27 protein-coding genes and 1 pseudogene are annotated in these 24,605 nt (G+C 43.6%); 23 read left to right on the top strand and 5 right to left on the bottom strand.

From position 1 onward, the window contains the following. The 14 genes and pseudogenes from BMZ95_RS11365 to BMZ95_RS11635 all read left to right on the top strand — a co-directional run. Nucleotides 1–185 (top strand): hypothetical protein (locus tag BMZ95_RS11365; protein WP_225357341.1); only part of this gene is annotated, 185 nt, incomplete at its 5' end. Between the two features lie 270 nt (nt 186–455). Continuing rightward, the gene (locus tag BMZ95_RS00650) at nt 456–656 is read left to right on the top strand and encodes a hypothetical protein (protein ID WP_046922782.1); all 201 of its coding nucleotides are present in this window, start codon (nt 456–458) and stop codon (nt 654–656) included. A 1-nt stretch (nt 657) separates the two neighbouring features. Beyond that, a complete protein-coding gene (tnpB, locus tag BMZ95_RS11680; RefSeq protein ID WP_159428729.1) occupies nt 658–822 on the top strand; it encodes an IS66 family insertion sequence element accessory protein TnpB in 165 nt (54 codons plus the stop codon). 126 nt (nt 823–948) lie between these two features. Next, nucleotides 949–1,716 (top strand): CRISPR-associated endoribonuclease Cas6, encoded by a 768-nt coding sequence (gene cas6, locus BMZ95_RS00660; protein WP_046922781.1) that lies wholly within the window; start codon nt 949–951, stop codon nt 1,714–1,716. Continuing rightward, a complete protein-coding gene (cas10, locus tag BMZ95_RS00665; protein ID WP_046922780.1) occupies nt 1,694–3,970 on the top strand; it encodes a type III-A CRISPR-associated protein Cas10/Csm1 in 2,277 nt (758 codons plus the stop codon). The genes cas6 and cas10 overlap by 23 nt, the downstream gene beginning before the upstream one ends. Nucleotides 3,971–3,974: 4 nt before the next feature. Continuing rightward, complete coding sequence (csm2, locus tag BMZ95_RS00670; protein WP_052750378.1) at nt 3,975–4,412, top strand: type III-A CRISPR-associated protein Csm2; 438 nt, start codon at nt 3,975–3,977, stop codon at nt 4,410–4,412. Between the two features lie 11 nt (nt 4,413–4,423). Continuing rightward, the gene (csm3, locus tag BMZ95_RS00675; RefSeq protein ID WP_046922779.1) at nt 4,424–5,092 is read left to right on the top strand and encodes a type III-A CRISPR-associated RAMP protein Csm3; all 669 of its coding nucleotides are present in this window, start codon (nt 4,424–4,426) and stop codon (nt 5,090–5,092) included. A gap of 5 nt (nt 5,093–5,097) precedes the next feature. After that, nucleotides 5,098–6,018: a type III-A CRISPR-associated RAMP protein Csm4 gene (gene csm4 / locus BMZ95_RS00680; protein ID WP_046922778.1), complete on the top strand. Its 921-nt coding sequence runs from the start codon at nt 5,098–5,100 to the stop codon at nt 6,016–6,018. After that, nucleotides 5,999–7,042, top strand: coding sequence for a type III-A CRISPR-associated RAMP protein Csm5 (gene csm5, locus BMZ95_RS00685; RefSeq protein WP_046922777.1), 1,044 nt, complete (start codon nt 5,999–6,001; stop codon nt 7,040–7,042). The genes csm4 and csm5 overlap by 20 nt, the downstream gene beginning before the upstream one ends. Beyond that, on the top strand, nt 7,039–7,947 hold the full coding sequence (cas1, locus tag BMZ95_RS00690) for a type II CRISPR-associated endonuclease Cas1 (protein ID WP_014073474.1): 909 nt from the start codon (nt 7,039–7,041) through the stop codon (nt 7,945–7,947). Before csm5 ends, cas1 begins: the two co-directional genes overlap by 4 nt. Continuing rightward, the gene (gene cas2 / locus BMZ95_RS00695; protein WP_014073473.1) at nt 7,947–8,252 is read left to right on the top strand and encodes a CRISPR-associated endonuclease Cas2; all 306 of its coding nucleotides are present in this window, start codon (nt 7,947–7,949) and stop codon (nt 8,250–8,252) included. Before cas1 ends, cas2 begins: the two co-directional genes overlap by 1 nt. 181 nt (nt 8,253–8,433) lie before the next feature. Beyond that, the gene (locus BMZ95_RS00700; protein ID WP_225354862.1) at nt 8,434–8,706 is read left to right on the top strand and encodes a glycine reductase; all 273 of its coding nucleotides are present in this window, start codon (nt 8,434–8,436) and stop codon (nt 8,704–8,706) included. 572 nt (nt 8,707–9,278) lie between these two features. Then, on the top strand, nt 9,279–9,479 hold the full coding sequence (locus BMZ95_RS00705) for a hypothetical protein (protein ID WP_046922776.1): 201 nt from the start codon (nt 9,279–9,281) through the stop codon (nt 9,477–9,479). Further along, a pseudogene (locus tag BMZ95_RS11635) lies at nt 9,480–9,884 on the top strand (methyl-accepting chemotaxis protein); the annotation flags it as partial. It lies immediately after the preceding gene. Nucleotides 9,885–10,127: 243 nt separating this feature from the next. Here BMZ95_RS11635 and BMZ95_RS00715 read toward each other — a convergent pair. Beyond that, nucleotides 10,128–10,970 carry a YitT family protein gene (locus BMZ95_RS00715; protein WP_046922836.1) on the bottom strand — a complete coding sequence of 281 codons (843 nt, stop codon included), beginning with the start codon at nt 10,968–10,970 and terminating at the stop codon, nt 10,128–10,130. A gap of 74 nt (nt 10,971–11,044) precedes the next feature. Here BMZ95_RS00715 and BMZ95_RS00720 point away from each other — a divergent pair, with 74 nt between their 5' ends. The 4 genes from BMZ95_RS00720 (at nt 11,045) to BMZ95_RS00735 (ending at nt 14,740) form a co-directional block, all read left to right on the top strand. Further along, nucleotides 11,045–11,668, top strand: coding sequence for a Crp/Fnr family transcriptional regulator (locus BMZ95_RS00720; RefSeq protein WP_014073467.1), 624 nt, complete (start codon nt 11,045–11,047; stop codon nt 11,666–11,668). Nucleotides 11,669–11,794: 126 nt separating this feature from the next. Then, the gene (locus BMZ95_RS00725) at nt 11,795–12,202 is read left to right on the top strand and encodes a helix-turn-helix domain-containing protein (RefSeq protein WP_014073466.1); all 408 of its coding nucleotides are present in this window, start codon (nt 11,795–11,797) and stop codon (nt 12,200–12,202) included. A gap of 7 nt (nt 12,203–12,209) precedes the next feature. Beyond that, entirely contained in the window at nt 12,210–12,611 is a 402-nt protein-coding gene (locus BMZ95_RS00730; protein ID WP_014073465.1) for a hypothetical protein, read from the top strand. A gap of 68 nt (nt 12,612–12,679) precedes the next feature. Beyond that, on the top strand, nt 12,680–14,740 hold the full coding sequence (locus BMZ95_RS00735; protein ID WP_074786341.1) for a methyl-accepting chemotaxis protein: 2,061 nt from the start codon (nt 12,680–12,682) through the stop codon (nt 14,738–14,740). Nucleotides 14,741–15,144: 404 nt separating this feature from the next. Here the strand turns inward: BMZ95_RS00735 and BMZ95_RS00740 are convergent, their stop codons facing one another. The 3 genes from BMZ95_RS00740 to BMZ95_RS00750 all read right to left on the bottom strand — a co-directional run bounded on the left by BMZ95_RS00740 (nt 15,145) and on the right by BMZ95_RS00750 (nt 17,886). After that, nucleotides 15,145–15,987 carry a YitT family protein gene (locus BMZ95_RS00740; protein ID WP_268825592.1) on the bottom strand — a complete coding sequence of 281 codons (843 nt, stop codon included), beginning with the start codon at nt 15,985–15,987 and terminating at the stop codon, nt 15,145–15,147. A 150-nt stretch (nt 15,988–16,137) separates the two neighbouring features. Next, complete coding sequence (locus BMZ95_RS00745; protein ID WP_046922773.1) at nt 16,138–17,448, bottom strand: MATE family efflux transporter; 1,311 nt, start codon at nt 17,446–17,448, stop codon at nt 16,138–16,140. 3 nt (nt 17,449–17,451) lie between these two features. Continuing rightward, the gene (locus BMZ95_RS00750) at nt 17,452–17,886 is read right to left on the bottom strand and encodes a MarR family winged helix-turn-helix transcriptional regulator (RefSeq protein ID WP_046922772.1); all 435 of its coding nucleotides are present in this window, start codon (nt 17,884–17,886) and stop codon (nt 17,452–17,454) included. A gap of 190 nt (nt 17,887–18,076) precedes the next feature. Here BMZ95_RS00750 and dapB point away from each other — a divergent pair, with 190 nt between their 5' ends. The 5 genes from dapB (at nt 18,077) to BMZ95_RS00775 (ending at nt 23,580) form a co-directional block, all read left to right on the top strand. Further along, nucleotides 18,077–18,862, top strand: a complete 786-nt coding sequence (gene dapB, locus BMZ95_RS00755; RefSeq protein WP_046922771.1) for a 4-hydroxy-tetrahydrodipicolinate reductase — start codon at nt 18,077–18,079, stop codon at nt 18,860–18,862. Continuing rightward, nucleotides 18,859–20,061 carry a CCA tRNA nucleotidyltransferase gene (locus BMZ95_RS00760; protein ID WP_046922770.1) on the top strand — a complete coding sequence of 401 codons (1,203 nt, stop codon included), beginning with the start codon at nt 18,859–18,861 and terminating at the stop codon, nt 20,059–20,061. The genes dapB and BMZ95_RS00760 overlap by 4 nt, the downstream gene beginning before the upstream one ends. 140 nt (nt 20,062–20,201) lie before the next feature. Beyond that, nucleotides 20,202–22,094 (top strand): ABC-F family ATP-binding cassette domain-containing protein, encoded by a 1,893-nt coding sequence (locus BMZ95_RS00765; protein WP_046922769.1) that lies wholly within the window; start codon nt 20,202–20,204, stop codon nt 22,092–22,094. A gap of 11 nt (nt 22,095–22,105) precedes the next feature. Beyond that, complete coding sequence (locus BMZ95_RS00770; RefSeq protein ID WP_014073458.1) at nt 22,106–23,062, top strand: thymidylate synthase; 957 nt, start codon at nt 22,106–22,108, stop codon at nt 23,060–23,062. 14 nt (nt 23,063–23,076) lie between these two features. After that, a complete protein-coding gene (locus tag BMZ95_RS00775; protein WP_046922768.1) occupies nt 23,077–23,580 on the top strand; it encodes a dihydrofolate reductase in 504 nt (167 codons plus the stop codon). Nucleotides 23,581–23,645: 65 nt separating this feature from the next. Here the strand turns inward: BMZ95_RS00775 and BMZ95_RS00780 are convergent, their stop codons facing one another. After that, nucleotides 23,646–24,272 carry a hypothetical protein gene (locus BMZ95_RS00780; RefSeq protein ID WP_046922767.1) on the bottom strand — a complete coding sequence of 209 codons (627 nt, stop codon included), beginning with the start codon at nt 24,270–24,272 and terminating at the stop codon, nt 23,646–23,648. Nucleotides 24,273–24,605: the final 333 nt, after the last annotated feature.

The following is a 24,605-nucleotide window of genomic DNA, read 5'->3' on the forward strand; positions in this document are numbered from 1 at the left end:
TTGATAATTACCTATCTCCGAGTGAAGGAGACGAAAACTATTTTCTTGCGCCTCCATTATTCATCATGTACGATCCGGATAATTACCTATCTCCGAGTGAAGGAGACGAAAACTCGATTGTTTCTTCCGGCGTTGGTATGGTATATGATACCGATAATTACCTATCTCCGAGTGAAAAAAAGTGATACAATGTAAAAAATACGGGATAATTCTGTTATTTAAAGCAAGCTTTTGTATAGCAGAGTTTTTCGTGCTACAACCAAGATGAAAAGATGAGACGCAGTCAATATGTTCGTCAATGCTAAACGCACTTGAATCCGACAGGTGCGTTTTCCGTATATAAAAAGAGGATACTGATATTCGCCCCATCGTAAGCGGTCTTTAAATAAGCGTTCCTCATAAACCTCCGATATCTTGGCATGCTTTAAACATCAAGTATAATCGGAGGTTTAAATATGAAATTGGATGACGTCGCGGGAGTCAACCTTGTTGACCGAAGCCCTAAAGAAACATACCGTCCAGTTAGGGAAATGGCTGCGAAAATTATTACGGAAGATGTTGAAATTCGAATTTACAATGGAGCTTTAAGAGAGATTCTCAAAAATTTGAACAACTATCTTTGGTATCGTGATCAAAATGTTTTCAAATATAAATAATATGAAAATCTATCTCGTTTGCGGTAAGACCGATCTTCGCAATGGGATAGACGAATCAGCTGCTCTTGTTACCGAGGCGTTCAGTTTGGACGCCTATGATAATGCGATTTTTCTGTTTTGCGGAATACGTTCCGATCGTTTCAAGGTAAGCGGTTGGGGCACTTGAGAAGAATATGATGCAAGTGGTTGTAATCATTTATATTTGGATATAAAATGAAAACATGAAGGTTGGGAGTTCCCAACCTTTCGTTGTTATACGATTAAAACATAACTAAAAAGAGTGGGGATAACAATGAAGAAATTACTCTTGAAGTGCAGACGCGAATGCGACATTGATGATTGCAGGGAATCGGTATATCTTCATGGATGGCTTATGAATCATCTTGATGATGACTTCGCTTCGGAGTTGCATCAGGCGGGAATGAATCCGATGTCAATTCAGGTTGTTCATGATGAGGAGTCAGTGTCATTCATCATTAACTTGCTTACAGAGAAGGCATGCAATGAGGTTGAACCTCTGATCATGAGTGATTCACTCAACATGATACGCATTAACAGCGGCAATCAACATGAATTTGAAATCATTGAAAAGTCTGTATTTGAACGGAGCGAGTCTGATCTTTCGAAAATTTTCTATGGAAACGACTGCAGTAAGGTTCTCAAGTTGAAGATCATGACGCCGACGGCCTTCAAGACCAACGGGAAATACGTGTTCCTGCCTGACGTACGGCTTGTCTTTCAGAACCTGATGAAGAAGTACGGCTGTGCTTTTGAGAAGGGTGAGGACATTGATTTTGAACTGCTTGATGAAATCTGCATCAAGGTTGAGGTTGCCGCATTCAGCCTCAAGTCACGGCGCTTCTACCTTCATAAGGCATATGTGAACGGCTTTCAGGGGTACCTGACGTTGGTCTGCCATGGAAGCCAGACATTGACTAATTACATTGCGATGCTGCTGAAGTTTGCGGAATATTCCGGCATTGGCGTCAAGACCAGCATGGGCATGGGAGCGGTCAGGATTTTGGAAGGAGTTGATAATGTTGGAAAAAAGAATGAATGACATGTTTTACGGAGCGTTTCTTCATGACATCGGCAAGGCTCTCCAGCGTGCGGAAGGAAGGATGGTAAAACATCAAAAGATTGGCGCTGATTTTCTGGAAAAATACACGGACAACCGTGAGATAACGCATTCACTGCGTTATCATCACAAAAATTATATGAGCAGTTCTCTTCCCGCAAACTCCTTGTCGCATATTACATATATTGCCGACAACGTTGCCAGCGGCACGGACAGAAGAAAGGAAATGGAGGACGGCAAGTGGGGATTTTATGCAAAGATCCCGCTGCAGGACATTTTCAACCGGTATGGGAAGAATGCCTCCAAAAGATACATTGCACCAGGCGAATTACAGCCTGACAATGTTGATAAGGTGTTTCCAAGTGAATTCAGGCATGATTATACTTCTGGCGAGTACGGGCGAGGCGTTTCCTATTTTAGTACTGGTTTGAGAGCCGTTGAATTTACCGAAGAGTATATTCCCAGTGTAATCAATCTTGTTGAGGCGACAATGAGCTTCATGCCTTCATCGACATGCATGGAGGAAGTTTCCGACATTTCCCTATACGACCACATGAAGCTGACTGCAGCTTATGCATGTGCCATTCTCCAGTATGCTGACGAGAAGGGAATCGATGACTACAAGACCGAATTTGTGGACAGGGGACGGTCCTTCTACAAAAAACAGGCCTTCATGATGGTCGGCTTTGACTTTACCGGCGTACAGGATTTCATCTACAGGATAACAAGTAGGGGAGCGCACAAGCAGCTGCGCAGCCGTGCATTTTACATGGAGATGATGTCAAGATGGTTTGTTGACAGTCTCGTCAGGAATCTTGGCCTGACTGAGGCAAGTGTCATCTATGCTGATACTGAGCATGGATACATAATTACGGGCAACACTTCGAAAAACAGGGATGTGGTCCGGAGAACACAGAGGGAGTTCAACGAGTTTCTCATGGAAAACTTCGGAAACATGCTGTATGTTTCGACGGGGTCGGCGTTGTTTTCGGCCAGTCAGGTGATGGAGGAGAACAGTTCCGATGAGTACACCAGGATTTTCCGGGAGATTGACGAGCTTTTGGAAAGAAATTCCAGAGAACGCTATCAGGCTGATGACATTTTGAAACTCAACCGGCTTGGCAAGAAGACAGGCCGTGAGTGTGCCGTCTGTCACAGTGTCAGGGAACTGATTGATGGTGAGAATAAGTGTTCGCTGTGTTTCAAGTTGGAGAATTTTTCGCGGGACATTCAAAAACAGCAGTTCTTTGTTGTTAACGATGATGAGAGCGGCCTGCCGCTTTGTAACGGCAGGTATCTGAACACCGCTTCAGAGGATCAGATCCGCAGCGGTGAAGTTCAGGGAAGCATTTATGCCAAGAACCGTCTTGACACCGGCCACATGCAGGAAACACACATCTGGGTCGGCGACTACAGCTGGACAAACGACTACAACAGCTATGCCGAGCGTAATTGGACGAAGGAGAACAATGGCGGGACGGCAGTCGGCATCAAGCGTCTGGGGGCCCTGATGATTGACGTCGATGATCTTTATGCCGGCTTCCTGGCAGGATTCAAGGATCAGGGAGAGGGCAGGTACACGACGATGAGCCGTTACGCAACGCTTTCCAGAAGAATTCAGACGTTCTTTAAATTGTATCTGAACAGTTTCGCCGAAGACAAAAGAATCAGCATCATCTATTCCGAAGGTGATGACGTCTTTGCAATCGGTGCATGGGATGACATTCTGGAATTTGTTCAGGACATTCATGAGTGTTTCAGAAAGTGGACCGATGGCAAGATGACATTCTCGGCCGGAGTGGCGCTTGTTTCAGCCAAGACACCGGTCAACATCATCGCCAGGAGGACAAGGAACCTGCTGAAAAGGGCAAAGCTTTGCGGCAGGGACAGGATTGCCCTGTTCAGTGAGGACAATGTCTTTGCGTTCGATGAGTACGTCAATGACATAACATTTGGAAAACTCAACGTCATCAGGAACTTCTTTGAAAATGAGGACGAATACGGAAAGGCCTTTGCATACAAGCTGCTTGATCTGATCAGAAGCCGCGATGAGGTTGACAGGATTTCATTCGCCCGCATTGTGTATTACCTTACCAGACTTGAAAACGCGGCTGATGACAAGGAAAACTTCCGTGACTTCAGGAAATCGATGATTGACTGGTTCAATGACGGTAGGGAAATTAGGAAGGCCGAGATGGCCTTGATGCTTTACATTTATGAAATCAGGGAGGATTGACAGGATGAATGAAGAAATTGAAACGTCCAGAGTGAATTTTAATAAAAAGGGATATGTGAAGTCCGCAGAGAACGTAATCAGGTTCTTGAAGGATGAGAACTTCCATGTCGTTACGAACAGAAAGAACGGTAAGGGTGACTACCTTACCATGTCCGCAATCAGAAACATTCTGAGCGAAACAAGCGCAATTTACGATACGGTAAGGTCACAGGGTGTGGAAACTGCCAGAATAAAGCTTTCATATCTCAAAGTCAAGCTGGTCTATCAAAGCGGACGCAATGCGGCAGTTAAGCGTTTTGTGAAAGTGTCAAATCTTCTTGGGGCACTGGACAAGGTAAATGAATATTACGAAAAGCCTGAGGAAAAGGACTGGATTATTCTGTTCTGCCGGTACATGGAAGCACTGGTTGCTTACTTCAAATACTATGGTGGCAAAGACTAGGGGGCATTGAAATGACAAAGTTAAGTAAAATAAGATTCAGTGGTACAATCGAACTTGAAAGCGGACTTCACATTGGTGGCGGTGACGCCTTTGCGGCAATCGGTGCAGCGGATTCCACAATCGTCAGGGATGCGGTTACGAACATGCCGGTAATTCCCGGTTCAAGTCTGAAGGGAAAGATGAGAACGCTTCTTGCCCGTGCATATAATGAACAGGTTGCAGTAACACCAAATGATGACGATGAACGGATCACCAGGCTTTTCGGTGCAAGTTCCGGCTACGGCAAAGACGGCAAGTGTCCTTTGCCTGCAAGGCTCATCTTCAGGGACAGTATTCTGACGAACGGCGGGGAGCTTCTTGAGCGCGGTGCCGATTCGTATACGGAAGTGAAATTCGAAAATACGATAAACCGCGTTACCGCCGTTGCAAATCCGCGTCAGATTGAGCGTGCGATCAGGATGAGCCGCTTTGACTTTGAACTGATTTATGACGTTGTTGAAGAAGATGAGGTGGAAGAGGACCTTGACACCATTCTTGACGGTTTCAGGCTTCTGGAACTGGACTATCTCGGCGGAAACGGCAGCCGAGGGTACGGCAAGATCAAGTTTGACGGACTCAGGGCGGAAACGGTGTTCGGAGATTACGACGTGACCAGGTTGAATGAAAAACTGGAGGCATAGAATGTATGACATTTAAAATATACAGAATGAGCTTTCAGCGCGCTCACTTCGGAAAGGGGTATCTTGATACGAGTGACATGCTGTTTGATGCCAGCCGTCTGTACAGTGCTCTTTGTCTTGAGGCAATTAAAAATGACTGTCTGAATGAATTCACTGAACTGGCTGAATCCGATGGATTCTTCCTCAGTGATGCCTTTCCTCATGTCGGAGAACCGTATTTTCCAAAGCCGGTGTGTTATCCGAAGAAAAGGATGGTCAGACTTGAAGGCCTGAAGGAAGACAACGAGAAAAACAAGCTGACGGACAGGATAGTTGCAGTTCCGATGTCTGAGATGTCTGCATTCATCAGGGGTGAGGCAGATTATTCCGTTCTCTTCGAAGACCAGGAGGGTTTCTGCAGGAGCAGCATCGTTGTCAGAAAGGGTGAAGATCCTTATGAAGTGGGAGTAACGACATTCAGTCAGGATGTCTATGTCCTTGCAACGCAGAGCGAACTTCTTGATGAACTGATGACCAGCCTTCAGTACAGCGGACTTGGCGGCAAGCGTTCAAGCGGATACGGAAGGTTCGACCTTGCAATCGAGGAACTTCCTGAAGGACTCGAGGAAATGCTTAATACCGACGGCAATGAACAGATGCTTCTGACAACTGCACTTCCGCAGGACGCCGAATTGCATCAGGCAATGACCGGTGCAAGATATGACCTGAAGAAGAGCAGTGGCTTTGCGTACAGCGAGACTGCAGGTCAGCTGGTGAGAAAGCAGGATTTGTACAAATTCAGAGCAGGCAGTGTCTTTGTCAATAAGTTCAAGGGGAAGATTGCAGATGTTCGTCCGGACGGATATCCGCATCCCGTCTACAATTTTGCGAAGGGCTTGTTTTTAGATCTCAAGGGGGTAAGGGAAAATGAAGGATTATCATACTAAGTTTAATTTTACTCTGCTTGTTCTAGGACCTGTACATATCGGATCAGGGGAAAAGTATACAAAAAAGGAATATGTATATGAGAACAATAAATATTATTTTCCGGACATGGGCAGACTTTATCTGAGAATCAAGGACGACCCCAGACTTAACAGTGCCTTCACTGCCTTCATGACTGAAATCAACGACGGAAGGAGAACGACTACATTAGGGGAGTTTCTTTCGGCCAACAGTATTTCGGACCGGGATTTCGGCGGATATTCTATTTCTGAATCAGAATACGAATTTGAAAAGTCATCCGGAAGAAGCTGGAACGGCCGGAATCGGAAACCTGGTGCCGGGAGCAACCTGAATGAAATCTCTGCATTTGTCAAGGATTCATACGGCAGGCCATATATTCCCGGAAGTTCACTGAAGGGCGCAATCAGGACGATACTCATTAATGAAGAGTTTAAAACGGACGATGTTCCTTGGAAGGATGGGGATAATATTTTCAATGAAATAAGGATTTCTGACAGTAAGCCAATAAGCGTTGACAATCTGACTCTGGTTCAAAAGTGGGACTACAATGCTAAGAAGAATTGCTCAAATTCGCTTCCGATTTGGAGAGAATCTTTGAAACCGTTGACACGAATTGAATTCACGATTACAACTTCAAGTGAACGTGCAAGGAAACTGATAGAAAAATTGAGCCATTATGCTAAAAGTTTCTATCAACGATATAAAAATAAATTTCTGAGTGCGTACCCCGACAGAGTTATTCAGAAAAACATCGGTTGTCCGATTTATCTTGGTGCAGGAAGCGGACTATGGACAAAAGTTGATTATCACCATGTAAGAATTGATAAAATTCAAGAAAAGTCGTATATAAAAATGAAGATGAAAGGTAATGGGGTTTTAAAGCTTGCACGATATAAGAAGTTGAAAATTAAAACGAAAGATGGCAAATATATTCATTTAACTAAGGATGTTTTCTATGAAATGGGAAAATGCGGTTTCAGCATAAAAGAAGTTGATGTTGGGTGAAAAATATAATTTATGTTAAAACGCAGTATTTTGTTTCTACCAGCAATCAAGGTCTTAAATTTTCAAACGTTATTGACAAAAGCAAGCAGTATATGGCTTATGATGATGTCGGTGTTCTGATTTTCGACAACGTCAACAGCTACCTTTCGAGCAAGCTGATTCAAAAATGCGTGGAACACGGAATAGCCCTGCTTTTCTGTGATGCAAGGCATTCGCCTCTTCTTCTGATGGATAATGTGTACAACCAGAAGAACCGCTTTGAACTCCTCAGTGCGCAGCTGTCTCTTGCAAGCAAGACGAAGAACAGAATCTGGTCGAAGATTGTCATGGCCAAGATTAGGAACCAGGCGAAATGCGTGGAGCAGACGGGTCACAGCAGAAATGATGTCGGACTCATTCAGTCCATTTCATCAAACATCACTGAAGGTGACAAGCATAATGTTGAGGCTTATGCCGCCCGTGAGTACTTTCCGATGATGTTCGGGAAGAATTTCAAGCGCGGAAGGTTTGACGACATAATCAATGCGGGTCTTAACTATGGCTATGCCGTTTTGAGAGCGCTGATCAGAAGGGAGATCGTGATGCACGGGTTGGAACCTTCATTTGGCATCCATCACGCTTCCGTCGAGAATCCGTTCAATCTGTCCGATGATCTGATAGAACCGTACAGGGCATTTGTCGACTTGATTGTTCATGACGTCATCATTCCCAGGAATCACGAGCAGCTTGATTCCAGTGACTGCGAGGACATTGTCAGGGTGTTGTTTGAAAAATGCGTCATGGACAACAAGGTATACTATCTTGGTGATGCCATTAAGGTGACGGTTAATTCATATGTGAACTGCATCAACAACAGTACATCCAGCAGTCTTAAGCTGCCGGGATTCATTGAGGGTGGTAAGTGATGATGCTGCTTTTATGCTTTGATCTTCCACGGGATACGAAGGAAGAGAGAAAACAGGCTGCAGAATACCGGAAAAGGCTGGTGGAATTGGGTTTTTCGATGAAACAGTTCAGCCTGTATGAGCGGGAGGTTCAGTCTCAGAATACGCGCGACCGGCTGATTGAAATACTGAGGAACGAAATACCTGCTGCCGGTGCGATAACACTTTACCTGCTGCCGGATGAGGTTAATGACAAGCAGATTACAATTCTTGGCAAGAATGCCCCTAAGCTGACGGTGGGTGTACCGCACTTGATAGTTCTGTAGATGGTGGAATAGTGAATGTTCCTGGTCCCCGGCATTTTTTGGTGCAGATTTCCCATGTGCCAGGCAGGTAATGCTGCTGAAGAGATAAGATTTGAGTATATTAAGAAGAGCTTATTTAAAAAACCTGATGTATAAGTAAATTGGCAGTTACCATCAGCGTATTAAACAGGGGTGTGATTGAATGGAAGAAAGAAACAGAAACAAAAGATTCCGTATAGAGTCAGTTTATTACGAGTCTTCAATGTTAGAACCTAGAGATGATTATAGTCAGGAACAATATGAAGAAATTGCGGATTTAGTCGGCAAGTGGAGTAGCTTTGATTTGGACAAAACGGATGCATACATCTATTTTGATGATTTGGAAAAAGAATTGGTTCCTTCAGTCCTTACGCCAGCGGACAGGAAAAGGTTTATCGATTATTTGAAAAAAGAAATTGAAGTAGTTAATGAATGATTGATGAAGTGATGGCAGGTCTGATTCATCATCCAATTAGTGAGATTCTCTCATACCTGGTGAAGTGACATTGTGTTGGAAGAAGCGGAAAAATTATAAAACGAAAGTGAATGCGATCTAAGTGAATTCACCGAAAACACTTTACAATATCTGAAAGTATGCCTAGGGGGTGTGAGGTTCGCGGGTTAGCTGCGTAATAGAAACCCATTCGGACAGTCTTTTGACTGTCCGTTTTTTTGCTGATTTGCGGTGTTTTTTATGAAATTGTTCTGCAACAGGATTCTTTGTGGTAAATTGTTGCAATAAGTGTTTTTTGTCATGATGTGCGTAAAGGCTGCTGCACAGCGGAGGCAGAATTTTATCTGACAGATTGCGCATATTGTCTGGAAGAGGTGACATGATTGAAATATGTTACAGTTATGCTGATCATTCTTGTGATGCTGCCGTGCAACGGCCACTGGATCAGGGGTTTCAATTAAAAATTCGTCAAGAGCGTTGCAAGCCACATAATCAGCATAAATGACCTTGATGCAGACGCAGACTTAATAAAGAACGTAGACATTCAGGAAGTCTTGAAGCGAAACAGTTATCAAGAACAGGACGGAGACGATGACGCATATGATAAGTTCCAACGCCTTGTCGGCATTGAAAGCGTCAAGAAGAAGTTCGACGAGTTCAGCTCACTGGCCGAACTCAATCACCACCGTGAGAAAATGGGACAGCAGATTGGCGGATTCTCGCTGCACTCGCTGTTTATCAACGTCATCAACTAGATTTCCCGTCAGACGAATCTGCTCGCATTGAACGCCTCCATTGAGGCAGTCAGCGCCTGAGAAGCCGGCAAGGGATTCTCCGTTGTTGCGGCTGAAATCAGAAAACTTGCCGAACAGAGTGCCGCTTCAACGAAGGAAATCGAAGATATCATCGACAACATCAAGAAGCAGTCCAAGCTGATTCAGGAAGCCATCAAGTCGACGATGGAAGTCTTTAAGCGCAACAAGGGGCTGGCCTAAAAGGTTTCCGATGTTGCCGAAGTTTCGGACAGGATTGAGGAAGTTTCCGCAAACTTCGAGTAAGTCCTGGTAACGATTGACGAATTCACACATCATGTTTCAAATCTGCGTGACATTCCGAGCCATCTTAAGTCAGAAACTGACAAGCTCAAGGTTGAAGGATAGGAAAATATATTGAAGAAACGAAGCTAGGATGAAACTGACGATTTTCAGCTTTCAAAAAACAATCCGACTCCAGAATTTGGAATTATCCAGATTCGGAGTCGGATTTTCATATTCTTCAAAATAAAGTGTGAATTGTGTTTGCCCTGTAGATATTAGGAGCCTGTGATTGAATCTGAAAAAACAATCGCAAGCTCTTGATTTTCGGTTGAAGGTTTCCCAGTCCCTTTTGTTAATTATGGAACTTCAGCGCGAAATCGTATAGCCTTTGCCGCTGACAGAATGAACGTCGCTGACGAAAACGAAGGCGGTCGGATCCTCTGAGACAGCAATTTGCTTGACTTTTGCAATTTTCTTGTATTGCGTTACGACCATGATGACTTTCATCTTTTCGCTCAGATAGCCTGATTCGGCATGCAGAAGCGTTAAGCCTGCATCGACTTCCTCGTAGATGCGCTGCTTGATTTTGATATGCTCTTTTGACATGATCATGATTTCGCATTGTGATTGACCATATGAGAGAACCCTGTTGACGGCAAAAGCACAGATGAAGATCACGATCAGGCCATAAACGTTTTGCATGAAGTCTTTTTGGATTGCTTGGGCAAGCAAAACCAGGCAATCGCAGATATTCATGACGACTGCAACGGAAATCTTGAAGTACTTGTTGAAAATTACGCCCAAAATGTCAAAGCCGCCGTTTGAACCGTCTCCTTTCAAGACGAGACCGCTCCCGATTCCGACCAGCAATCCTGCGATAATTGCGCTGACCAGCGGATCGCTTTTTAAAGGAAGCAGAAAATTGATGTGTTGGCAGATATCGAGTCCGATGGGGAAAGCAATGCTGACCAGCAATGTTTTCAGGATGAATTTTCGACCAACGAATATATATCCCAGGATAAACAAAATGGCATTGCAAAAAAGAACAATCATCGACACTGATAAAGGAATCGATTTGCTCAAAAGGACGCTCAAGCCTGTCACGCCGCCAACGGCAAAATTTTGCGGCAAAACGATCATGCCCATTGCAATGTCGGTCAGGGCAACGCCAAACAAAATTTTGGCCAAAGATAAGATTTTTTTCTTCATTTCAATCACCAATTGATATTATAATTGAAATAACCATTTTTTCTGTAGTTTAGGCTACATAAAGGAGCATTTTGTTGAAAGTTGTAATTGATCAAAAATATTTTTGCTTATTTGAATCAATCGGAAAAAGAATTCGCTTTTCACCGGGGGAGTTTGTTTTTTGCGAAAGCGATGAAGCAAATGAAATCTATCTTATCGTCAAGGGAAGGGTTCAGGTCTATCTTGGGACGTCTTCAGGAAAGCAAACGACGATTGAAGTTTTGAAAGAAGGCAGAATCTTTGGCGATGCGTCTTTTTTGGAACATTCCGTCCGCAAGGCAAACATCGTTGCGATTACGGATGTTGAGCTTATTTGTTGTCGGATCACGGACTTGATTCCGATTCTTCAGGAAAATTCAGAGCTTGCGCTTCTGATGATGAGACATTTGACTTCGACTTGCAATTATCTGACGAACACGATCAATCGATTGGTTAATTATGACAGCATTCAAAAAGTTGCCGATTTTCTTTTGACCGAAACGAATCCGAACGAACCGGTAATTCCTTATACGCATAGCGACCTTGCCGGATGTCTTAATCTGAATCGGGTAACGGTGTCAAGAATCATGGAGAAATTTAAAGCAGAAAGGATGGTTGAATACGGTCGCGGAACGATCAGGGTTTTGAAGCGCCAAAAGCTGGAAGAATTGCTTAAATAACGATGAAATCTGCATTTTTAAGCGACGTAAAAGAAGTTTTACGTCAAAAAACAACGGTTGTCAAGAAACTTTGATGGACTTAAGAAAACGACAGTGGCAAAATTTGGCACTAAAGGAGGGAAATTTTTGAATATCGGAAAACGGTTGAAGGATGCCCGCATCGAATCAGGATATACTCAAGAACAGGTTTCCGAACAGATTGACGTTTCAAGGCAGACAATCTCAAGCTGGGAAAACGGCAGAACGTTTCCTGATATCGTGAGCGTAGTAAGTTTGAACGACATCTATGATGTCAGCTTGGATGTTTTGATTAAAGGGGATGAAAAAATGCTTGAACATTTGGAAGAAAGCACGAATATCGTGAAGAGCAACAAGAAGCTGTTGTCTGCGATTATCGCAAATATTTTGACGGCTATTGCAACGATCGGACTAAGTGTTATTGTTCCGTCAAATGAATATGTTTTGGCGGGAGTCTTTTGCGTGATGATAATTGCCGCATCATTTTTGATGCATCAGAATGTCAAGAGAATTTAGGAGCAGAATGTATGAAAGCAAACGTTTTATAATGATTGGGGCGGCAATCATGTTGGTCGGAGCAATTTGTTTTGCTTACAGACTTTATGGAATCGTCCAAACCGATGCAAGATCAAGAGGATTCAAGCATCCGAAGACATGGGGACTATGTTCGATTTCATCGAATAATGGCAGTGTTCTGCTGTTGTATCTGATTAAACGGAGAAAATATCTGATTAGCGAACTTTCAAAAAGAATTGAAAAGAGCAAAAAAGCCATCAGCGCTGCGATTATATTTGTTGAAACGGGAGCAATTTTGATTGTTGTGTCAATTATTTTAAAATATGAAAGCTATTTTTTGAAACGCTATCATACTTTTTTGATTATAATGATTTCAAAAATAAATATTTATTTTTGTTTAAAGACTTAATATTCCTGTTTTTTTAGCCGAACTATAACAACAGTTGATAGATTATAATCGGAAAGGATTTAAGAATAATGGTGAGAAAACGTCAAAAATCAATCGGCAATTATATAATTTGCATACTTCTTTCAGTGGGGGTTCTTCCCTTGATTGTGATGGTTTTATCAATATACAATACGACGTCCAATCTTTTGATGGCAAGAAACGACTCTGCTAAGGTAAGCGCGACCAATGTTGTTCAGAAGGAAATTTCGGATTTTCGCAAGCAAGGCGAATGTGTTTTAAAGAACGTTGCGGGGTATCCTGAAATTTCCGGGGGAAAATATGATGAAAAAATTATCAAGACGCAGCTTGATCGTGCAAAGGATTCTTGTCAGTACATCCAAGGCATGGTCGTCGGCTACTCTGACAACAAGTATGTCAGCACGTGGTCTGAGCCGGCAGACTACAAGGTGACGTCACGTCCCTGGTATATCAAGGCTGTTGCAAATGAGGGCCAGATCTGCTGGACCAATCCGTATAAGAGTGCGTCAACGGGCAAGTATTTGGTGAGCGCATCGTATGCTATGAGATCACGTCAGGGAAAGCTGATCGTTGTCAGCGTTAATCTTAGTTATTCAAGCATTGAAAAGGTTATCAAGCAGCTTAAAATAGGTAATACCGGTCAGGTCACTCTTGTCTCAAATACGGGAATCGTTCTTGCATCAGAAGGCACTGGAAACAGCGGCTATAAAGATTCTGAAGATCTTACTTCAAGCACCGTCTTTAATAAAATCAAAAATGCAAACGCGCGCAAGGGAACGATTCATCTCAAGGGAACGTCTAAGGTAACTGACGTTTACTATGACAAAGGCGCGGTCGGAAGCGACTTATGGGTATTTTCGTCGGTTGGTAAGAACGATCTTTACAGGGAACGGATGACAATGATCAAGAATGCCATGATTGTGTCAGTCGTCGTTGTAATTTTGATTCTTTTCTTTACCGTTTTGACGGTAAAAGGATTGAAGGAAATCGCAAATATTTTAATGGAACATCTTGAACAAGCCGGAAAAGGTCATTTTAAGAAGATCCCTGAAAAATTTGAAAAAGCTTCATCTCTAGGGGCTCGTTATGGTCAAAGAATTGTTGCACCTAAGAAGGATGGCAACGAATTCAGTCGTATCGCCAACGGATTCAATGAAATGGTTGAACAAATCGGCGGATTGCTTGAAAGCGTCAAGTCTCAATCGGACAACGTTGCTGAAAAATCGGATTCTCTGTTGGAACTTTCCAAGCAGACGGGCAAGGCAACGGAAGAAGTTGCCCAAACGATTACGGGCATTGCTGAAGTTACGAGCTCGCAGGCTCAGGAAACGCAGGAAAGCGTAACTAAGCTTGAAGAACTTTCCAAGGTTATCGATGAGTTGAACGAAAGCGTTCAGGCCATGAATGCTGAATCCGACGAATCTGCCAAAATCAATCAGGACAACATGAACACGATGGACAGCGTCAACAGCAACTGGGTGGCTGAACTTGATGATATGAAAGCTTTATCTCAAAGCGTCCAGAATATGAATGCGGATATTCAGGACATTACCAAGATCATCAACGTCATCAACGAAATTTCGCGTCAGACGAACCTGCTGGCATTGAATGCCTCGATTGAAGCCGCCAGCGCAGGCGAAGCCGGTAAAGGCTTCTCAGTCGTTGCGGCAGAAATTCGCAAGCTTGCCGAACAAAGCGCGGCCTCGACGAAGGAAATCGAAGGCATCATCGACAACATCAAGAATCAGTCAACTGAAATGGTCGACAAGACGAACAGTTCCGTTGAAGGCGGTCAAAAGCAGTCCAAGCTGATTCAAGAAGCCATCAAATCGACGATGGAAGTCTTCAAGCGCAATCAGGAAATGGCACAAAAAGTCGCGGGTGTTTCCAAAGCTTCAGAAAAGATTGAAGAAGTTCAAAGCAAAGTGCTCGAAGGACTTGAAAGCATCTCTGCTTCAACGCAGGAAAACGCAGCTGGAACGGAAGAGGTTTCCGCAAATTCCGAAGAAGTTTTGGCAACGATGGACGAATTCACGCAGCACGTTTCAGATTTGCGTGATATTTCCGGCCAATTGAAGAAAGAAACTGATAATCTCACTGTTGAAGGATAAATAAAATAATTGCTGTTTAAAAACGCCCGTCCGTTTTGGAACGGGCGTTTTTTGTTTCATTCAGGTGAAAAAATTTCTTGATTTAAGCCTATTTAACAAATTGATAGGGCATAATTTAGTTATCGGCTAAGGAAAAAGGACAGGCTAAGAAGTTCAAAAAATTTTTGAGCAGGCGTTCTCTGAAAGAAGAGGGCGCTTTTTGAATAAAAGCGGGTAATCAAGGCTGAGCCTAAGTTACAATAGATAGTTACTTTAACCATAAGGAAACAACTGAAAATGATGCGTGAGTCAATTTTAGAAATAATACATTCTTACTTTAACTAATAAACAAATCCAATTCATATCAACAGGAGGGATTAGCTTCTAAAAAAAAGCCAGACCCCTCGATCTGACTTTAAGAATATTTATTTAGAAAACTTCGTCGGCTTCTTCTCATAAGTAAATCCTTCTCCGAGAACTTCATTAACGTCAATGATTGAGATAAAAGCACTGCTGTCGATGGTTTCGATAATTCTTTTGGCAATCGTCAACTCGGTTGAGCTGATGACGCTGTAAATCGCCTTTTTGTCCTGTCCCGAATATCCGCCTTCAGCCTTGATGAAGCTGACTCCGCGATCAAGCTGACGCATGAGTTCGTTTGCGATTGCATCGCTTTTCGGAGAGATGATGATCAAACCGCGGGCAGAGTAGGAACCTTCCTGAATGAAATCAACAATCTTTGAAAAGACGTATGAAGCAAGCAGCGTATACATCATTTGTCTGAGATTGAGATAGGAAAGAGACAGAGTTAAAACCAAAACGTCAAGCGAAAGCAAAGTTTTGCCCATCGAAATTCCTTTTTGTTTTTCGAGAATTCTTGCAACGACGTCGGTTCCACCGGTGGTTCCGCCAAATCGGTAGATCAAACCGGACCCAAGTCCCCCGAAGAAACCAGCTAAAATTCCCGCAAGAAACATGTCATGCTGGACGCTGAGATTGAACGGCAAGGAAACACGTTGCCACAGCCAGATGAAAAAGGACAGGCTGAGCGTTCCGTAAACAGTATACAGTAAAGATTTTTTGCCAAGATAACGATAGCCGATCAAAATCAAAGGCACGTTGATCAAAACCGTCGTATATGCCGGGTCAATATGCAGCCAGTAGCGAATGATCAGCGTCACACCGGTAACTCCGCCTTCTGCCAAATTATTGGCAATATTGACGTTTACCAGTCCGTATCCGTAAAATGCGCACCCCAATGCAATCATCAGGAAATCCAGGACATGAATTTTGTCTTTATTCACGACCACACCTCCATATTATGATGAACTTAACATCTTTCATCATATCACGTTAGAGAAAAATTTGTTAAATATGAGCAAAAACTTATTATTTTAACCCGAAATTTTGTTTCAAGCTCAGCTTAATTGCGTTTTTTCGCTTTTTTCGACGACGAGTTTCAGGGCATATGCCAGGATCGCAGAAATTATTCTGGCAAAAACGCTGCTCCACCAAACCATGATCTGTCCACCGAACAGAGGGGGCAAAATCAGCATCAGTATCAGCATCAAAACAGGTTCGATGAACGTCAGAACATATGAAAAGGCGGTTTTTTCGGTCGCATAAAAACTCGCAGTGGCAATGCGGCTGATTGAAACGAACGGAACAGAAACTAAGAAGATCGGAATTATCTTTTCAATCTCTGCATTTACCGAAGCGGACGTTCCGAACAATGCACCGATGGCTCCCTTGGCATAAAACGTCGCAAAACATCCGAGCAAAGCGAGAATCAGTGAGAAGACATAGGCCATATCGCGCGTGATCTTCAGCTTATGCAGATTTTTAGCGCCATAATATCGACTCATCAGCGGCTGACTGCCATCTCCGACACCTTGTAAAATCAGATAGATGACGCAGATGACGTAAGAAATGCAGGCATAAGTTGCAACGGCTCTGTCTCCTCCGTATTTGATCGAAAACCAATTAATGATGACAAGAGAAATATTGGGAGCAAGCGACATTCCGAATGGAGCAATCCCGACTCTAATCACGGGTCCGCTGATTTTCTTGATGATACTTAGTGGGATTTTCAGGCTGATGCTGCTTTTCTTAAGCAAATAGATCATTGCAAGCAAGAACGTCAATCCCTCTCCGAGAATCGTGGCCAAACCTGCTCCCGTCATCCCCAGATTTAAAACCCAAACCAACAGATAGTCGAGAATGATGTTCGTGACGAACCCGCTGATCATGGCCACCATGGAGAAAAAAGCCCCGCCATAGTTTCTGATCATCGGGACCAGACCAGTACTGCCAATTTGCAAAAAGGCTCCAAGCGCAATCACGCGAATATAAATTGTTCCCATTTCAAGCAAGGTTCCCTTCGCGCCGAGCAGGCTGACGAAGAATTCAGGGAAAAGTCCCGCTGAAAGGGTGATGATGATGCTTGAAACAATCAAAAGCCAAAGTGTTCCGTTGACAAAATTCATTGCCTTTTTCGGCTTGTTTTGGGCCGAACTGATCGAATATTGAACGGCTCCTCCCATTCCGATGCCGGTTCCGACGGCTAAAATAACGGCCGTGATCGGGTAGGCAACGTTGATGGCGGAAAGTCCGATGTCGCCCATCGTGTTTCCGACGAAAAAGCCATCAACGATCGCATAGACTCCTGAAAGAGCAAATGAGAACACGGACGGGATGACGTAATTCATAAAAGTTCTCAAGTCAGACATGTTTTATACCTCGTTTAAGTTTCGTTCGAATAAGACATTGAACAGATCAAGCGTTTCAACGGCTGAAGAAATGCGGTCAGATCCGATCTGATGACAAATTTGCTTTTCCGTATCAAGAAGAGGTCCGATTTTTTCCAACGCATAGGCTTGGCCTGCGTCCGTCAAGGAAATGATGCGGGAGCGCTTGTCCGTTTTCGATGGCGTCATTTCAATCAGACCGTGTTTTTCCAAATCATGGACGACAGTGTTGACGGTTTGTTTGACGATGCCGCAATGTTCGGCGATTTCTTTTTGGGAACTGCATTTAAAAGCATAAAGGCCATAAAGCACCATCATTTCGGGATACCCCATTCCGTTTTTAGCGGCCCATCTGGAATAAAGCATGTTGCATTTGAACCAGGTCAGATCGATGCTCATGTTAAGAGAATAATCCGGCATAAAAATTCCTCCATAATTTGAATTGATATATCAGTATACTATATTAGTATGTTGTCGGACTAAAATCAAGTTCTTTTGAAACGAGATAAAGTTTGATTGCGAATAAGCAAAAAAATGTGTAAAATTGTAGTGATATAGGCGATTCCTTGAAAGGAATTCAAAGAATACTGTTTAAGAAGGAATGATATAAATGGTTAAAGTATTAGTAGCCGGTTTTAAGGGACGCATGGGGAACACGACCGTTCAAATGGTCCTCGAACATGAAGATTTTGAGTTGGTCGGCGTGTTTGATCCTTGCGCCAAGGAAAAGAACCTTAATGAAAATGCAGAGTATAAGGATACGGACGTTCCCGTCTATGTTTCGCGCGAAGAAATCAAGACGGACGCCGAAGTCTGGATCGACTTTACTGCACCAAGCGCTGTTTTTGAAAATGCGAAGTTTGCTTTGGAAAATCACATCAGTCCGGTAATCGGGACAACGGGAATGAGCGATGATCAGGTTGCCGAACTTCAGGCCCTTGCAAAAAAAGAACATGTCGGCGGGCTCATTGCGCCAAACTTTGGTATTTCGGCCGTTTTGCTGATGCAGTTCGCCAAAAAGGCAGCTGAATATTTGCCGGACGTCGAAATCATCGAAATGCATCATGACAACAAGCTGGACGCTCCATCCGGCACGGCCATCAATACCGCCAAAATGATTGCTGAAGTTCGCAAGGCACATAAACAGGGCAATCCGGATGAAAAAGAAACCCTGGCAGGAGCACGCGGCGCGGATTACGAAGGCATGCGCATTCATGCCGTTCGTTTGCCGGGATACGTTGCTCACGAGCAGGTTTTATTCGGAGGAAAAGGCGAGGCTTTGACGATTCGTCAGGATTCGTTTGATCGAATTTCATTCATGTCGGGCGTTGCCGTAGCAACTGAAAAGATTCGCAACTATGATGAATTGATGGTTGGATTGGAAAATCTCTTATGATCGTAAAGGAACTTCCGCAAGAATTTCTTGATGCCAAACCGATTATTGAAACAATCAAGCAGGCCGGCTTTGAAGCTTATTTTGTCGGCGGAAGCGTCCGTGACACGCTGCTTGGGCTTCCGATTCATGACGTTGATATCGCCACGAGCGCATACCCGCGGGAAATCAAAAAAATTTTCAAAAAGACCGTTGATACCGGCATTCAGCACGGAACGGTGATGGTTTTGGATCATGGCGAGGGCTATGAGATTACGACCTTCAGAACCGAATCGACCTATCAGGATTTTAGACGTCCTGATCACGTGACGTTCGTTCGTTCGCTTGAAGAAGATTTAAAGAGGCGTGATTTGACGATCAATGCGTTCGCAATGGATGAAACGGGCAGAGTCGTTGACATGTTTGACGGCTTGAGCGATTTGCAAAACAAGTGTTTGAAAGCTGTCGGTGATGCGCATGAGCGATTCCACGAAGATGCTTTGAGAATGATGCGTACGATTCGTTTCGCGAGTCAGCTCGATTTCAAAATTGAAGAAAAGACATTTCAGGCTCTTGAAGAAAATGCGGCTTTGCTGGAAAAAATCGCCGTTGAGCGAATTCACGTCGAATGGATCAAACTGCTGATGGGAAAAAATCCTGGCTGTGGATTGAGTGCATTCTATGAAACGAAATTGTATCAGCATTGTCCGATGTTTTCAAAATACGGCGAAACGTTCAATGAACTTTCAAAAAGAAAGTTGGAAATTCAAGATGAAATCGAAGCTTGGACGCTTCTTTCATACTGTTTGAAGATGGATGGAAAGGATTCGGCAAAGCTTTTGCGAGCATGGAAGTCGTCAAACGAAACAATTGCCCAAACTGAAAAAGCGGTTGCCGCGTTGGAAAGCATTGCGGATCGCCGCGTTACGCGTTTTACGTTGTATAACGCTGGAGAAACAGGTTTAAAGACCGCTTTGGCAGTTGCAAAGCAAATGGAAATCACCGTTGATGAAGACAAATTGATTCATGATTACCGTACTCTTCCAATCAAGTCAAAAAAAGATCTTAAAGCAAACGGCGGGGATTTGATTAAAGAAGCAGGCATCAAGCCAGGACCGAAGATGGGAGAAATACTTGATTACCTTGAGGAAGAGGTTTTGTTTGGACGAGTGGAAAATGAAAAAACTTCCTTGCTTGAGCTGGCAAAGCAAAGAATGAAATAAGCACAGCACGTCTTTGGGCGTGCTTTTTTTAAGGAACGGATATTTTTTGGCAAATGATCTGTAAGCAAATTTACATATAAAATAGATATGATATAATTTTAATTAATTACGTTCTCAAAAAAGACGAAGAAAGTGAAATTATGCAAACATTAAGGATTGAACATTTAACCAAGACCTACGGTGAAAAAACGTTGTTTGAGGATGCTGATTTCATCATCAACGAACATGATCGCATCGGTCTGATCGGAACGAACGGTTCAGGCAAAACAACTTTGCTCAATGCGATCAGCGGAATCGATCCAGTTGATTCGGGGGAATTAATCGCTCCAAACGATTATCGCATCGGGTATTTGAAGCAGATGCCTGAACTTGACGATTCAAAAACGATTATCGAGGCCGTTTTTGAAGGGGCGGGACCGATTTTTCAAACCGTCAGAAATTACGAAGAGGCGTTGGAAGCATACGGGTCTGATCCTGAAAACGAAAAGCTCGCCAAGCGATATTCGGATGCTGAAGACAAAATGAATCAAGAAGATGCATGGACTGCAGAAAGCGACGTCAAGACGATTTTGACGCAGCTTCACATCAGCGACTGGAACCAACAGGTCGGGACGCTCTCAGGCGGACAGCTGAAACGTGTCGGGCTGGCTCAGGTTTTGATTCAGGCACCAGACCTCTTGATTTTGGATGAACCGACGAATCATCTTGACTTTGATTCGATCGAGTGGCTTCAAAGCTACCTTGCGTCATATAAGGGAGCACTGTTGGTCGTTACGCATGATCGATATTTCTTGGATCAGATTGCTTCGCGAATCATTGAGCTTTCGTTTGGAAAACTGTATTTTTACACCGGAAACTATCAAGATTTCGTTGCACAAAAAGCAGAACGCGTCGAACGCGAACTGGTTGCCGAACACAAGCAGCAGCAGCTTTACAAAAAAGAGCTTGCCTGGATGCGTACCGGAGCCAAGGCCAGAACTACCAAGCAACAGGCTCGCATCAATCATTTCAACGAGTTAAAGGATGGCCTGAACAAAGTGCAGGTTGACGGAAAAGTCGACATCAATCTTGGGCAGGCTCGACTCGGCAAAAAAGTGCTCGAGGTCAAAAAAGGCTCACTGACGCTTCAAAATCACAAGATTATCAATGATTTTGATCTGTTGGTCAAAGCTGGCGACAGAATCGGAATCACCGGCGTCAACGGTGCCGGCAAATCCAGTTTTTTGAACGTGCTTGCAGGCGATTTGCCGCTTGATTCGGGTGAGATGATCGTCGGTGAGACCGTTAAGCTGGCCTACTATCGGCAACAAACGGAAAAAATTCCGGAAGACAAGCGAATCATCAATTATTTGGATGAAGTCGGACAAAGCGTCGTCAACAAAAACGGCGAACGCGTCAGCACGACGCAGCTGCTCGAACAGTTTCTTTTTCCGCGTTTCATGCACGGAACCTTGATCAGAAAATTGTCGGGCGGTGAAAAGAGAAGACTTTATCTGTTGAAATTGCTGATGTCTTCACCAAACGTGCTGCTGCTTGACGAGCCAACTAATGATCTTGACATCGGAACTTTGACGATTCTTGAGGATTATCTCGAATCGTTCGCAGGGACGGTCATCACTGTTTCTCATGATCGTTATTTCTTGGACAAGGTTGCGTCAGATCTTTTGATTTTCAAAGGTCAAGCACGGATAGAGCGTTATACGGGAATGTTCACCGATTATCTGAGTCAAGAAACTCATGCTAAAAAAGAAAGTGTCACACCGCAAAAAAGCAGCGTAAATTCTTCAACGGAAGACAAGAAAGTCTCAAAAGAAAAAACCAAGCTGACTTATGCGGAACAAATGGAATTTGACAAACTGGAAAAAGAAATTGACAATCTTGATGAACGCAAAGCAGAGCTTCAGGAAGAAATGAACAACGTTCCGGGCTCAGATTACGGCAAACTTGGCGATTTGCAGCGTCAGATTGACGAGATCGATCAGCGAAGCGAAGAAGCAATGGAACGTTGGGAGTATTTAGGACAGTACGTATAGGGAGGATTATGATGGCAGAACTAGAAGAACCGTATTTGCAACTGATTCGCGATATTTTGGATCATGGACATAAAAAAGATGATAGGACGAAGACAGGAACTATAAGCCTGTTCGGATACCAGATGCGCTTTGATCTCGGCAAAGGATTCCCGCTTTTGACGACCAAAAAGGTTCCGTTGGGACTGATTAAAAGCGAGCTTTTATGGTTTTTAAACGGCGATACGAACATTCAGTATCTTCTTAAGCACAAAAACCACATTTGGGACGAATGGGCATTCAAAAAATGGGTTGAATCAGACGAGTACGAAGGACCGGATATGACGGATTTTGGCTTGCGCTGCCAAAAAGACCCTGAATTTGACAAAGTCTATCGAGAACAGATGAAACTTTTTTGCGACAGAATGGTCAATGATGACGAATTTGCCAAAAAATACGGTGATTTGGGCAACGTTTACGGTGCACAATGGCGTCACTGGAAGACGAGCAATGGCGAGACGATCGATCAGATCAAGAACGTGATTGAAGAAATCAAGACCAATCCTGATTCAAGGCGTCTGATCGTCACCGCATGGAATCCGGAAGACGTGCCGACAAGCGCTCTGCCTCCTTGCCATTCATTGTTCCAATTTTACGTAAACGACGGAAAACTCAGCTGTCAGCTTTACCAACGAAGCGGGGACGTTTTTTTGGGCGTGCCGTTCAATATTGCAAGCTATTCGCTGCTGACGCATCTGATTGCGCGCGAATGCGGCCTTGAAGTCGGAGAATTCGTGCATACTTTGGGTGATGCTCATATTTATTCGAATCATATCGAACAGGTTAAAGAACAACTCAAAAGGACTCCGAAGAAAGCACCGACGTTATGGCTCAACCCTGAAAAGAAGCATTTGGAAGACTTTGACGTTGATGACATCAAAGTCATCGACTATGATCCGGCACCGGCAATCAAGGCACCGGTTGCTGTTTGACAGGGGGAACTGAAATGCTAGCATATATATGGGCTGAAGATTCCGCGCATCATATCGGCATCAACGGCAGACTGCCGTGGCACTTGCCGAATGATTTGGCCTATTTTAAGCGACAGACATCGGGACATCCGATGATTATGGGCAAAAAAACGTTTGACAGTTTTCCGAAGCTTCTTCCTGGTCGTTTGCACGTCATTTTGACCCACAGCATTGAATTTGAAAAAGAATATGCAGACAATGATCAGGTCGTCGTAGTTCATAACGAAAATGATTTAAGAAAGTGGCTTGCGGAACACGATTCTGAAATAACGTTCGTTATCGGCGGCGCATCTTTATTTAAAATGTTCAAGGATGACGTCGATCTGCTTTATGTCACGAAGATTAAAGAAAAGTTTGACGCGGACACGACAATGCCGGACCTTGACATGGACCGTTTTGCTTTAAAATACGAAGAAAAAGGAACGACGGACGAAAAGAATCAATATCAGCACACGTTTTTCGTTTATGAAAGAAAATAACCCCCAAAAAAGCGCAACCCGCATGAGTCTGGTTGCGCTTTTTTAATTATGATTTTGCATGACGATTACACCAATTGAACGGTCTTGCCTGATAACGAAAGGAATAACGTTGCCAGCGCGCTGAGCGTGATTCCCGTCGGAACCAAAATATTTGAAATCAAGAACAGTTTCTCGCGGCTGAGCATGAACATCCCCAGTAAAGTCAAGACGGATGCGATTACGGAAATAAAATTCATTTTCGAAAAAACCAGGATGAAACTGGCGATGTAGATAACCGCAAAGACAGGATAGACAAAATTCCAATATTTAAAATATCTGATACTGGTGTAGATGATCATCAAAATTGCGACTCCGCACAGCAATCCGAACGAAACCCAGCCGCTTGCCGAAAATTTCAAGCCGAAACAATACGGGAAAAGCGAGCTGATTACAGCAATGATGGCGAAATCAAGCGAAATTTTGCCCATCGTCGTGCTGGCACGGGTATTGACCATGCTGACTGAAATAATTTGCAAAATTATATAAATCATGCATGATCCGAACATGATTGAAGCAGCTGTCGTCATGCTGATGTCCTTAGCCAAAATAGCTTTGACGATATTGACGATGCCGATGCCGCCGTAAACGGCAAAGCAAAGCCCCGTCCAAACCCCGACGAAAATAATGTGTTCTGTTGGTACTTTACGTTTCAAAGAAATGCCTCCTCAAAAAGTCAAGTCCTAATTTGTGTGTAAAATATTTTTTCCCAGGCACAAGTTGTGCAGGGGATGCGAATGCATCCATGTCTGTCCATTATCACTCTTGAAGGAGCTGTCAAGGGTGCGCCATCTGCGCACCTCGAAGAGGTTCCCTTGACAGCTTCGGAAAGAGTGATACACCTTACGCAGCTCTTAGTTTTTGTTGTTCCTCTGCCAATTCTTTTAGTTCAGCAACCGTCTTAGACTTGATCATTTTTGCGTAAGTTGCCGGACTGAATATGGCTTTCTTGGAGCTAACGACATCGTTTCTTTCCAACAGAACGGAAC

Origin of the sequence: Ligilactobacillus ruminis DSM 20403 = NBRC 102161 (assembly GCF_900113455.1) — a bacterium.
Taxonomy (GTDB): Bacteria; Bacillota; Bacilli; order Lactobacillales; family Lactobacillaceae; genus Ligilactobacillus; species Ligilactobacillus ruminis.

Excerpts from the sequence above, each read along its gene's own strand:
- cas2 (WP_014073473.1), top strand. The coding sequence starts at position 7,947 with ATGATGCTGCTTTTATGCTTTGATCTTCCACGGGATACGAAGGAAGAG.
- BMZ95_RS00765 (WP_046922769.1), top strand. The coding sequence starts at position 20,202 with ATGCAAACATTAAGGATTGAACATTTAACCAAGACCTACGGTGAAAAA.
- BMZ95_RS00775 (WP_046922768.1), top strand. The coding sequence starts at position 23,077 with ATGCTAGCATATATATGGGCTGAAGATTCCGCGCATCATATCGGCATC.
- csm4 (WP_046922778.1), top strand. The coding sequence starts at position 5,098 with ATGACATTTAAAATATACAGAATGAGCTTTCAGCGCGCTCACTTCGGA.
- dapB (WP_046922771.1), top strand. The coding sequence starts at position 18,077 with ATGGTTAAAGTATTAGTAGCCGGTTTTAAGGGACGCATGGGGAACACG.
- csm5 (WP_046922777.1), top strand. The coding sequence starts at position 5,999 with ATGAAGGATTATCATACTAAGTTTAATTTTACTCTGCTTGTTCTAGGA.
- BMZ95_RS00760 (WP_046922770.1), top strand. The coding sequence starts at position 18,859 with ATGATCGTAAAGGAACTTCCGCAAGAATTTCTTGATGCCAAACCGATT.
- BMZ95_RS00750 (WP_046922772.1), bottom strand. The coding sequence starts at position 17,886 with ATGCCGGATTATTCTCTTAACATGAGCATCGATCTGACCTGGTTCAAA.
- cas10 (WP_046922780.1), top strand. The coding sequence starts at position 1,694 with ATGTTGGAAAAAAGAATGAATGACATGTTTTACGGAGCGTTTCTTCAT.
- BMZ95_RS00770 (WP_014073458.1), top strand. The coding sequence starts at position 22,106 with ATGGCAGAACTAGAAGAACCGTATTTGCAACTGATTCGCGATATTTTG.
- BMZ95_RS00700 (WP_225354862.1), top strand. The coding sequence starts at position 8,434 with ATGGAAGAAAGAAACAGAAACAAAAGATTCCGTATAGAGTCAGTTTAT.
- cas6 (WP_046922781.1), top strand. The coding sequence starts at position 949 with ATGAAGAAATTACTCTTGAAGTGCAGACGCGAATGCGACATTGATGAT.
- BMZ95_RS00745 (WP_046922773.1), bottom strand. The coding sequence starts at position 17,448 with ATGTCTGACTTGAGAACTTTTATGAATTACGTCATCCCGTCCGTGTTC.
- BMZ95_RS00735 (WP_074786341.1), top strand. The coding sequence starts at position 12,680 with ATGGTGAGAAAACGTCAAAAATCAATCGGCAATTATATAATTTGCATA.
- BMZ95_RS00740 (WP_268825592.1), bottom strand. The coding sequence starts at position 15,987 with ATGATTGCATTGGGGTGCGCATTTTACGGATACGGACTGGTAAACGTC.
- BMZ95_RS00650 (WP_046922782.1), top strand. The coding sequence starts at position 456 with ATGAAATTGGATGACGTCGCGGGAGTCAACCTTGTTGACCGAAGCCCT.
- BMZ95_RS00730 (WP_014073465.1), top strand. The coding sequence starts at position 12,210 with ATGTATGAAAGCAAACGTTTTATAATGATTGGGGCGGCAATCATGTTG.
- csm3 (WP_046922779.1), top strand. The coding sequence starts at position 4,424 with ATGACAAAGTTAAGTAAAATAAGATTCAGTGGTACAATCGAACTTGAA.
- csm2 (WP_052750378.1), top strand. The coding sequence starts at position 3,975 with ATGAATGAAGAAATTGAAACGTCCAGAGTGAATTTTAATAAAAAGGGA.
- tnpB (WP_159428729.1), top strand. The coding sequence starts at position 658 with ATGAAAATCTATCTCGTTTGCGGTAAGACCGATCTTCGCAATGGGATA.
- BMZ95_RS00715 (WP_046922836.1), bottom strand. The coding sequence starts at position 10,970 with ATGAAGAAAAAAATCTTATCTTTGGCCAAAATTTTGTTTGGCGTTGCC.